This window comes from Klebsiella sp. 2-CIP_Kleb. (genome assembly GCF_050378715.1).
In the GTDB taxonomy this organism is placed as follows: Bacteria; Pseudomonadota; Gammaproteobacteria; order Enterobacterales; family Enterobacteriaceae; genus Klebsiella; species Klebsiella quasipneumoniae.
This window is the reverse complement of sequence record NZ_JBNRLG010000004.1, coordinates 361857-371945: the sequence shown is the minus strand read 5'-3', so window position 1 is coordinate 371945 and position 10089 is coordinate 361857. Positions and strand designations below refer to the sequence as shown.

The window sequence follows — 10089 nt, the reverse complement described above, 5'->3', positions numbered from 1 at the left end:
AGAGGTGTTGATGGTGATACCACGAGCTTTTTCTTCCGGCGCGTTATCGATCTGGTCGAATGCGCGAGCGGAACCACCGTAGGTTTTAGCCAGAACGGTAGTGATGGCAGCAGTCAGGGTAGTTTTACCATGGTCAACGTGGCCGATAGTACCAACGTTGACGTGCGGTTTTGTACGTTCAAATTTTTCTTTAGACACGGCTATATTCCTTACTATAGTGCTCTCCCCTTCGGAGAGAGCACGGGACTTAGGTTTTAATCCTGTGGATTATTTACCACGGGCTTCAATAACGGCCTGAGCAACGTTGTTCGGCGCATCATCATACTTCAGGAATTCCATGGTGTATGATGCACGACCTTTGGTCAGAGAACGCAGCTGAGTTGCATAACCGAACATTTCGGACAGCGGTACTTCAGCGTGGATCTTAACGCCGGTTACTTCGGATTCCTGACCGCGCAGCATACCGCGACGACGGCTCAAGTCACCGATAACGTCACCAGTGTTCTCTTCCGGAGTTTCTACTTCAACCTTCATGATCGGCTCAAGCAGAACTGGTTTTGCTTTCTTAAAGCCTTCTTTAAAGGCAATAGACGCAGCCAGTTTAAACGCCAGCTCAGAGGAGTCAACGTCGTGGTAAGAACCGAAGTGCAGACGGATACCCATATCAACTACCGGGTAACCTGCCAGCGGACCAGCTTTCAGCTGTTCCTGGATGCCTTTATCAACGGCCGGGATGTATTCGCCAGGAATTACACCACCTTTGATGTCGTTGATGAACTCGTAACCTTTCGGGTTAGAGCCCGGCTCCAGCGGGTACATGTCGATCACAACGTGACCGTACTGACCACGACCACCAGACTGCTTGGCGTGTTTACCTTCGATATCGGTAACTTTCGCGCGAATCGCTTCACGGTAAGCAACCTGAGGTTTACCGACGTTCGCTTCAACGTTGAATTCACGCTTCATACGGTCAACGATGATGTCGAGGTGCAGCTCACCCATACCGGCGATAATGGTCTGGTTAGACTCTTCGTCAGTCCATACGCGGAAAGACGGGTCTTCTTTAGCCAGACGACCCAGAGCCAGACCCATTTTTTCCTGGTCAGCTTTGGTTTTCGGCTCAACGGCGATGGAGATTACCGGCTCAGGGAATTCCATACGCTCCAGAATGATCGGCGCATCCGGGTCACACAGGGTGTCACCAGTAGTTACGTCTTTCAGACCGATTGCAGCAGCGATGTCGCCCGCGCGAACTTCTTTGATCTCTTCACGTTTGTTAGCGTGCATCTGTACGATACGACCGAAACGCTCACGTGCAGCTTTCACGGAGTTCAGTACGGTATCACCAGAGTTAACCACACCGGAGTACACGCGGAAGAAGGTCAGGTTGCCCACGAACGGGTCGGTAGCGATTTTGAACGCCAGTGCAGAGAACGGCTCGTCGTCGCTTGCGTGACGCTCAGCCGGAGTATCTTTACCGTCGTCCAGGATGCCGTTGATCGCCGGAACGTCAACCGGGGATGGCAGGTAGTCAACTACCGCATCCAGCATCGCCTGAACACCTTTGTTCTTGAACGCAGAACCACAGGTTACCAGGATGATTTCGTTGTTCAGAACGCGCTGACGCAGAGCTTTTTTGATCTCTTCTTCAGTCAGTTCTTCACCACCCAGGTATTTTTCCATCAGCTCTTCAGAAGCTTCAGCTGCGGACTCGATCAGGTTCTGGTGCCATTCGTCAGCCAGGTCCTGCATGTCAGCCGGGATATCTTCGTATTCGAAGGTTACGCCCTGGTCTGCATCGTTCCAGTTGATGGCTTTCATTTTCACCAGGTCAACAACGCCGGTGAAACCTTCTTCAGCACCAATTGCCAGCTGCAGCGGAACCGGGTTCGCGCCCAGACGGGTTTTGATCTGACCAACAACTTTCAGGAAGTTAGCGCCCATGCGGTCCATTTTGTTAACGAACGCGATGCGCGGAACTTTATATTTGTTTGCCTGACGCCATACGGTTTCAGACTGCGGCTGAACACCACCAACTGCGCAGTAAACCATTACCGCACCATCAAGAACACGCATGGAACGTTCTACTTCGATAGTGAAGTCAACGTGCCCCGGGGTGTCGATGATGTTTACACGGTGCGGTTCATACTGCTTAGCCATACCAGACCAGAATGCAGTAGTCGCAGCGGAAGTGATGGTGATACCACGTTCCTGCTCCTGCTCCATCCAGTCCATGGTAGCGGCGCCGTCATGAACTTCACCGATTTTGTGGTTTACACCGGTGTAGAACAGAATACGTTCGGTAGTAGTGGTTTTACCGGCGTCGATGTGCGCACTGATACCGATGTTACGGTAGCGTGCGATGGGTGTTGTACGAGCCATTTGATTCCTCGTTTATTTCTTTAGGCGTTCAGTTAAGTTATCCAGAGCGGGCGACTCATCTGAAGCGCCCGCCTGGTGACTATGACTCCGAAGGGATTACCAACGGTAGTGAGCGAACGCCTTGTTGGCTTCGGCCATACGGTGAACGTCTTCACGTTTCTTAACTGCAGTACCTTTGTTGTCTGCAGCATCAGTGAGTTCGTTCGCCAGGCGCAGAGCCATGGATTTATCACCGCGTTTACGAGCAGCTTCAACGATCCAACGCATTGCCAGGGCATTACGACGGACCGGACGAACTTCAACTGGAACCTGATAAGTAGAACCACCTACGCGGCGGGACTTAACTTCGACAGTCGGGCGCACGTTTTCGAGCGCAACTTCGAAGGCTTCCAGTTCAGATTTACCAGAACGCTGAGCCAGGGTCTCCAGCGCGCTGTATACGATAGTTTCTGCAGTAGATTTTTTACCATCTACCATCAGGATATTGACAAATTTAGCCAGCAGTTCTGATCCGAACTTCGGATCCGGCAGAATTTTACGCTGACCAATGACGCGACGACGTGGCATGGAAATACTCCGTTGTTAATTCAGGATTGTCCAAAACTCTAAGAGTTTAGTATGACATTAAGATAAATCAGTTTGGCCTTACTTAACGGAGAACCATTAAGCCTTAGGACGCTTCACGCCGTACTTGGAGCGAGCCTGCTTACGGTCTTTAACGCCGGAGCAGTCAAGCGCACCACGAACGGTGTGGTAACGAACACCCGGAAGGTCTTTAACACGACCGCCACGGATCAGGATCACGGAGTGCTCCTGCAGGTTGTGACCTTCACCACCGATGTAGGAGGTGACTTCGAAACCGTTAGTCAGACGCACACGGCAAACTTTACGCAGTGCGGAGTTCGGTTTCTTAGGGGTGGTGGTATATACGCGAGTACATACGCCACGTTTCTGCGGGCAGGCTTCCAGCGCTGGCACGTTGCTCTTTGCAACTTTGCGCGCGCGTGGTTTGCGTACCAGCTGGTTAATTGTTGCCATTAAATAGCTCCTGGTTTTAGCTTTTGCTTCGTAAACACGTAATAAATCGCCTCATATATTATGAGGACGCAGAATTTTAGGGCGGTGCCGAAAAGGTGTCAAGAAATATACAACGATCCCGCCATCACCAGGCCAACTGACCGGCATGTTTGACTGTGAGTCTGACGAAATCAGTATAGCTAACCCTGCCGACACTGTCCGCAATTTGACCAGTTAGCCCGCGGGCGTCAACGTCGTCTTGCAGCACGTAAAGGGTTATGGGGGCGGATTGCAGGATCTCAAGGAAGCGGCCGCCGGCGATAGCCGCCGCGACGCCATCAGACAGCAGTAACAGATCGTCACCCTGCTCCATCAAGCGAAGCATTGCTGCGATATCGGCATGCCAGGGAGAAACACTGAGCGTATGGAGCATGGGGGCCTCAGAAACGCAAAATCACATCAAATTCATGCAGACGGGCGCGCAGGGCATCCGGCGCCAGGCATTCGGCATCCACCACCCACGGGGTCGCGGGATCCAGGCCGCGCTCTCGCGCCGACTCGGCGCACAGCCAGCACTGGTCGATATCGTATAGCGACAGCAGTTTAAAGGTGGCGATGTAGTCGCGGGCCAGCACAGCGCCAGGCCGCTGGGCGGGCAACAGCTGAAACACGCCGTCGCCCACGAAAAACACGCCAATCTCGTCGGTGAGGGCGGAGGTGGCTAATAAGGCATCGAGGCCCTCCCTGCCGGCGGCGCTGCCGTGCGGCGCGGAAGAAAAAACGAAAGCCACACGTTTCATCAGAACTGTACCATCCGATCGCAAGTGAGCGCCGCTTCCGCCAGCGCGCCAAGTCCGCTTAACGTAAAACCCGGCTGCAGATTATGGCCAGGCAGAGCGAGCTGTTGCGCTTCGCGTTCGTCCGTTACGCCACGACGCAGGGCGGCCGCCACGCAGATATGCAGCGCGACGCCGTGCTCATTGTGGAGGGATTGCCACCCGCGCACCAGATCGAACTCATCGCTGGCGGGCGCCGTCAACTGGTTAGCGTTAAGCACGCCTTCGCGATAGAAAAAAACGCACGCCAGCTCATGGCCTTCCTGCAGCACGGCCTGAGCAAATTGCCAGGCGCTGCTCGCCTGCTGCGTGCCATAGGCAGGTCCGGTCACCGTGAGGGCAAAACGCATTACTTATCCAGCCCCTGGAAATCACCGCTTTTGAACTGGCGAATATAGAGGTAGACGGTGTGCTTGGAGATATTCAGACGATCGGCCACCTGGTTAATGGCGTCTTTAATATCGAAGATCCCTTTCTCGTAGAGATTCAGCACGATTTGACGGTTTTTAGCATTGTTCGACACGCTGCGATCGGCATTCACCTCTTCGATGGTGAATTCCAGAGTCTGGGCGACCAGATCGTCAACCGAGGAAGCAAAGTTCACCGGCGAGTTAACCTCAGGCGTTTCTGGTGGAATAAAGGTGCTCATGATCTGCGAAAACGGCACATCCAGATTCATGTTGATGCACAACAGACCAATCACCCGGTGATCGCGGTTGCGGATGGCAATCGTCACCGACTTCATCAGGACGCCGCTTTTGGCGCGGGTAAAGTAGCATTTGGAAACGCTGCTATCGGCGCCCGTCATATCGTGCAGCATGCGCAGCGCAAGATCGGTAATCGGTGAACCGATTTGGCGGCCGGTATGTTCACCATTGGCGATACGGATGGCAGAGCATTTCAGATCCTGCAAAGAATGCAGCACGATTTCACAGTGCGAACCGATGAGCATCGCCAACCCGTCCACCACCGCTTCATAAGATTTAAGAATATCGAAATCGGTCTGGTCAAAGGGACGTTGATCCAGCAGGTCAAGCTCGCTGGTTTCGTTGGTTAAAAGCGACCTGGACATGAAAAAAAGCACTCCTTTTCAGGAGCCTGTCGTTATTGTCAGGGCAGGCTCATCATCATTATTAAGCTATCTAAAGTAATACAGCGCCTGAGGATCTTTCCAGTTTTAATTATATCTGCGCGCAATAAAAAAGCCGCCGCCTCTAACGAGACGGCGGCCTGAACCCGATTACTTCTTAGCGTCAGCTTTCGCGTCTGCGGCTTTCGCATCGCCAGCGGCTTCCGGCTGAGCATCTGCTTTCGGCGCCGGTTTGATATCCAGCAGCTCTACATCAAAGACCAGCGTGGAGTTGGCCGGGATCCCCGGGACGCCGGTTTTGCCGTAGGCCAGATCTGGCGGAATGACCAGCTTGATTTTGCCGCCTTTCTTGATGTTCTTCAGGCCTTCAGTCCAGCCCGGGATCACCCCGTCGAGACGGAAAGAGAGCGGCTCGCCGCGGGTATAAGAGTTATCAAACTCTTTGCCGTCGATCAGCGTACCTTTGTAGTTAACCACCACGGTGTCGCTGTCTTTAGGCGCATCGCCAGTGCCTTCTTCCTCGACTTTATACAGCAGGCCAGTCTTAGACGTTTTCACGCCCTTCTCTTTGGCAAAGCTGTCACGGAAAGCTTTACCTTTGGTTTCGTTCTCAGTAGCGTCTTTTTCCATTTTCTGCTGAGCTGCGGTCTTCACGCGCGTTTCAAAGGCCTGCAGAGTCTGTTCGATCTCCTGGTCGGACAGTTTGCTCTTATCGGCAAACGCGTCCTGTACGCCGGCGATCAGCTGGGCTTTATCCAGCTTAATGCCCAGTTTTTCTTGTTCTTTCAGGGAGTTTTCCATGTAACGCCCCAGGGACGCGCCCAGCGCATAGGCTGATTTCTGATCGTCATTTTTAAATGCCGATTTACTCTCAGCCGCCGGGGCTGCTTTCGCCGCGGTATCTGCAGCAAAGGTCAGCGGTGCATTCAGGGCGACGGCCATTGTGGTCGCCAGCAGCGTTACTTTAAACAGTGATTTCATCCATTTCTCCAGGGCCGGGGCCTCTCACCCCAGGGTTATCGTAAAAAGCAAAAAACGTACTATAGAACGTCGCCGTTAAAATCTACATACGGACGTTCCTGAATATCGCCTCTTTTAGGACTATTTTTGTATGAATAAGTTTCCTGTAGGACGCAGCGATGCTGCGCGCCGGGGGAAACTTAAGTAGAATCCGCCCGCAGGATCAGACTAAAGAGGTTACCCATGCACGATAGCACATTAGAAACGCGCCTTGCGGAGCTGGAAAGCCGGCTGGCGTTTCAGGAAATCACCATCGAAGACCTCAACAAAACCGTGACCGCCCACGAGATCGAGATGGCGAAGATGCGGGAGCATATGCGTCTGATGATCGAGAAGCTGAAGGCGACCCAACCCTCCCATATCGCCTCCCAGGCTGAAGAGACGCCACCGCCGCACTATTGAGGCGTAAAAAAAGCGGGTTTCCCCGCTTTTTGTCGTCTTCGTGCCGAGGCGCAAAGATTAGTGGCAGCCGCAGCCACCGTGGCCGCCGCAGCCGCCTTTACCATGGTCGTGGCCATGATCGTGGTCGTGACCGTGACCGCCGCAGCAGCCATCGTGACCATGATCGTGGTCGTGATCGTGACCATGCGCGCCGTGCACGTGACCGTGCTCCAGCTCTTCAGCGGTCGCTTCGCGGATGGCGACAACTTCCACATTGAATTTCAGGTTCTGGCCTGCCAGCATGTGGTTGCCATCAACCACAACGTGGTCGTCTTCAACTTCAGTGATTTCTACTGGTACCGGACCCTGATCGGTTTCCGCCAGGAAGCGCATGCCAACCTGCAGTTCATCAACGCCCATGAAGACGTCTTTCGGTACACGCTGCACCAGGTTTTCGTCATACTGACCGTAAGCGTCGTTAGCGCCGACGGCTACGTCAAATTTATCGCCCACTTCGTGGCCATCCAGCGCGTTTTCCAGACCGGAAATCAGGGAGCCGTGACCGTGCAGGTAATCCAGCGGCGCGCTTACCGGAGACTCATCAACCAACACACCGTCTTCTGTACGTACCTGATAGGCCAGGCTGACCACCAGGTCTTTTGCTACTTTCATGATATCTCCTGAGATGGGAAGAATAGTGGCGCAGATTGTAGCGGAATTCTGCTGCCGTGTACCCTTTAGCTTAAAAAAAGCCGACGGATAACGCTAGTCGGGATGAAAAATGCCAATCACCTGCTCCTCTTTGCGTACATGCTCACGGGCCTCTTTATCCGCCTCACGCATCTGATGACCGCACTTAACGCATTCAACAACATCGACATTATTCTCACGCCACATCGCCAGTGAATCCTGCGCCTGGCACGCCGGACATTTCGCCCCGGCAATAAAACGTTTACGCACTGCCATATGATTTACCTTTATTCAAACTCGTCCCAGCCGTCCAGCTGCCGGCTCTCTTTCTGCATTTCGCGCTGAAAAATCTCTTCCAGTTCGCGCCGGGCTTCCCGCACGCGTGATATCTGTACCGTATCAGTATGCACCGGCATTAACTCACGCAGCATTCGCATATCGAGGCGTCGGAAGTGCAGCTGCGCGCGCTGGGCCTGGTGAGGATGCATCCCCAGGGTAATGAGGGCTTTACGCCCCAGCTCAAGCGCACTGGAGAAAGTCTCACGAGAAAACTGCGTCACGCCGGCCTGCAGCAGCTCATGCGCCTCGACGCGCCCGCGAGCGCGGGCCAGGATGTGCAGATGTGGAAAGTGTTGTTGACACATCTCCACCAGCCGCATGGTGTCTTCCGGCTCATTACAGGTAATGACGATCGACTGCGCCTCCTCCGCCCCTGCCGAGCGCAGCAGCTCCAGCTGGGTAGCGTCGCCAAAATAGACTTTATAGCCATAGTTGCGCATCAGATTTACCGCGCTGATGTCTCGCTCCAGCACCGTAATACGCATCTTATTAGCCATCAGCAGGCGACCGATGACCTGGCCGAAACGGCCAAAGCCAACAATAATCACCTGCGGTTTATCGTCCTCTACCCACGGCGCTTCATCGGTATCCTCCGCTGGATTCAGGCGTCGCGACAGTATCTTATCGATCCCTTTCATCAGCAGCGGCGTGGTCATCATCGACAAGGTGACGGCCACCAGCAGCAGCGCCATCTGGTCGTGCTGGAACAACCGCTGAGAGGCGGGCAGCGAAAAGAGGACAAACGCGAACTCGCCGCCCTGGCTTAATACGCCCGCAAACTGCATACGTTCGGAACTCCGCAGGCCATAGAGACGGGCCAGCAGATAAAGCACCAGCATTTTTACCGCCACCAGCACCGCCACGCTCACCGCCACCCACAGCAGATGGGTGTACAGCACGCCAAGGTTCAGCGCCATCCCGACGGAGATAAAGAACAGCCCAAGCAGCAGCCCCTTGAACGGATCGATGGCGATCTCCAGTTCATGGCGATACTCGCTTTCCGCCAGCAGCACGCCGGCGATAAAGGTACCCAGCGCCATCGACAGCCCCAGCGCCTCCATAAACAGGGCGGATCCGAGGACCAGCAGCAGCGTGGCGGCAGTGAACACTTCCCTGACCCCGGAGCTGGCGATAAAGCGGAACACCGGCCGCAGCAGATAGCGTCCGCCAATCAGCATCCCGGCAAACGCCAGGACCTTCATGCCGACCGTCAGCCAGTTCACATGCTCATCCGCGGAACCAGCCAGCAGAGGCACCAGCGCCAGCGCCGGGATCACCGCCAGATCCTGAAACAGCAGGACCGAAAAGCCTAACTGCCCTGATTCGCTGCGGCTCATTCCCTTCTCGCGCATCAGCTGCAGTGCCATCGCGGTAGAGGACATCGCCAGGCCAATCCCGCCGACCACCGCCGCCTGCCATGAAAACCCTGTCGTCATCAACAGACCGCCGAGGATCGCCGCGCTGAGCATCACTTGCGCCGCGCCAACGCCGAAGATGGAGCTTCGCAGCCGCCATAGCTTAGCGGGATTGAGCTCCAGGCCGATGATAAACATCAGAAACACCACGCCGAGTTCAGAGAAATGGAGAATTTCATCCACATCGCTGATAAACCCGAGCCCCCAAGGGCCAATGGCGATCCCAGCCAGCAGATAGCCCAGCACCGCGCCAATCCCCAGTCTTGAAGCCAGAGGGACAGCGATGACGGCCGCGAACAAAAACAGCACCCCCGCCAGCAGCAGATCAAATCCCGCCATGGACACCTCCGGCGGCTAGGGGGTTGGCCAGCCAGTCCCGATAGGCCAGGGCGCGGCTGCGCAGCTCCTCTGGCTGCTGCCGCCGGGCCCAGTAGACGATAATGGGGCTCATCCAGTGCATACGGCACATACCGGCGGTCAGTTCAAAAGGACGCAGAATATCGTTCATCGGATAGCGATTTGCATCGCGACGGTAAGCGCTCTCTGGTTCGCCGGTGGTGATCACGCTGCGCCAGTACTTTCCCGCCAGTTCGTTCCCTCCGGCGCCGCTGGCGAAGCCGCGGCTTAAGACACGATCAAGCCATTCTTTGAGCAGCGCAGGACAGCTCCAGGTATATAAAGGATGCTGGAAAACAATCACCTCATGCTGGCGCAGCAGGTCCTGTTCGTGAGCAATATCGATAAAAAAATCCGGATAGTGCGCGTAGAGATCGTGCACGGTGACGTTCGGCAACTGTAAGGCGGGTTGTAATAAAACCCGGTTGGCCACGGAATCCTGAGATTCTGGGTGGGCATACAGCAGCAACACTTTCGCTGTCTGAGACATCATTCCCCTCCCGTAGGTCTTCTGGCGGCCTGC

At 54.9% G+C, this 10089-nt stretch carries 14 protein-coding genes; 1 reads left to right on the top strand and 13 read right to left on the bottom strand.

Annotated elements, in window-relative coordinates:
- The 9 genes from ACQUTP_RS16850 to fkpA form a co-directional block, all read right to left on the bottom strand.
- Positions 1-198: GTP-binding protein (locus ACQUTP_RS16850; RefSeq protein WP_032440645.1), on the bottom strand; the 198-nt coding region annotated here is incomplete at its 3' end.
- A 69-nt stretch (positions 199-267) separates the two neighbouring features.
- On the bottom strand, positions 268-2382 hold the full coding sequence (fusA, locus tag ACQUTP_RS16845; RefSeq protein ID WP_004202222.1) for an elongation factor G: 2115 nt from the start codon (positions 2380-2382) through the stop codon (positions 268-270).
- Between the two features lie 96 nt (positions 2383-2478).
- Complete coding sequence (gene rpsG / locus ACQUTP_RS16840) at positions 2479-2949, bottom strand: 30S ribosomal protein S7 (RefSeq protein ID WP_002920113.1); 471 nt, start codon at positions 2947-2949, stop codon at positions 2479-2481.
- A 96-nt stretch (positions 2950-3045) separates the two neighbouring features.
- Positions 3046-3420, bottom strand: coding sequence for a 30S ribosomal protein S12 (rpsL, locus tag ACQUTP_RS16835; RefSeq protein ID WP_002920115.1), 375 nt, complete (start codon positions 3418-3420; stop codon positions 3046-3048).
- A gap of 124 nt (positions 3421-3544) precedes the next feature.
- Positions 3545-3832 carry a sulfurtransferase complex subunit TusB gene (gene tusB, locus ACQUTP_RS16830; RefSeq protein WP_004202221.1) on the bottom strand — a complete coding sequence of 96 codons (288 nt, stop codon included), beginning with the start codon at positions 3830-3832 and terminating at the stop codon, positions 3545-3547.
- Positions 3833-3839: 7 nt separating this feature from the next.
- Positions 3840-4199 carry a sulfurtransferase complex subunit TusC gene (tusC, locus tag ACQUTP_RS16825; RefSeq protein ID WP_004202220.1) on the bottom strand — a complete coding sequence of 120 codons (360 nt, stop codon included), beginning with the start codon at positions 4197-4199 and terminating at the stop codon, positions 3840-3842.
- Entirely contained in the window at positions 4199-4585 is a 387-nt protein-coding gene (tusD, locus tag ACQUTP_RS16820; protein ID WP_004202218.1) for a sulfurtransferase complex subunit TusD, read from the bottom strand. The genes tusC and tusD overlap by 1 nt, the downstream gene beginning before the upstream one ends.
- The gene (locus tag ACQUTP_RS16815; protein WP_002920130.1) at positions 4585-5307 is read right to left on the bottom strand and encodes a helix-turn-helix transcriptional regulator; all 723 of its coding nucleotides are present in this window, start codon (positions 5305-5307) and stop codon (positions 4585-4587) included. The genes tusD and ACQUTP_RS16815 overlap by 1 nt, the downstream gene beginning before the upstream one ends.
- Positions 5308-5475: 168 nt before the next feature.
- Complete coding sequence (gene fkpA, locus ACQUTP_RS16810) at positions 5476-6306, bottom strand: FKBP-type peptidyl-prolyl cis-trans isomerase (protein WP_428902457.1); 831 nt, start codon at positions 6304-6306, stop codon at positions 5476-5478.
- A 222-nt stretch (positions 6307-6528) separates the two neighbouring features.
- Between fkpA and ACQUTP_RS16805 the strand changes: the two genes are divergently transcribed.
- Positions 6529-6747: a protein SlyX gene (locus ACQUTP_RS16805; protein ID WP_002920136.1), complete on the top strand. Its 219-nt coding sequence runs from the start codon at positions 6529-6531 to the stop codon at positions 6745-6747.
- Between the two features lie 57 nt (positions 6748-6804).
- On the opposite strand, the gene slyD is transcribed toward ACQUTP_RS16805, so the two are convergent.
- The 4 genes from slyD to kefG all read right to left on the bottom strand — a co-directional run bounded on the left by slyD (position 6805) and on the right by kefG (position 10059).
- Positions 6805-7398 (bottom strand): peptidylprolyl isomerase, encoded by a 594-nt coding sequence (slyD, locus tag ACQUTP_RS16800; protein ID WP_004202213.1) that lies wholly within the window; start codon positions 7396-7398, stop codon positions 6805-6807.
- Between the two features lie 93 nt (positions 7399-7491).
- Positions 7492-7692 (bottom strand): YheV family putative zinc ribbon protein, encoded by a 201-nt coding sequence (locus ACQUTP_RS16795; RefSeq protein WP_002920143.1) that lies wholly within the window; start codon positions 7690-7692, stop codon positions 7492-7494.
- 11 nt (positions 7693-7703) lie between these two features.
- Positions 7704-9509, bottom strand: a complete 1806-nt coding sequence (kefB, locus tag ACQUTP_RS16790; protein ID WP_004202210.1) for a glutathione-regulated potassium-efflux system protein KefB — start codon at positions 9507-9509, stop codon at positions 7704-7706.
- Positions 9496-10059: a glutathione-regulated potassium-efflux system ancillary protein KefG gene (gene kefG, locus ACQUTP_RS16785; RefSeq protein WP_004202208.1), complete on the bottom strand. Its 564-nt coding sequence runs from the start codon at positions 10057-10059 to the stop codon at positions 9496-9498. Before kefG ends, kefB begins: the two co-directional genes overlap by 14 nt.
- Positions 10060-10089: the final 30 nt, after the last annotated feature.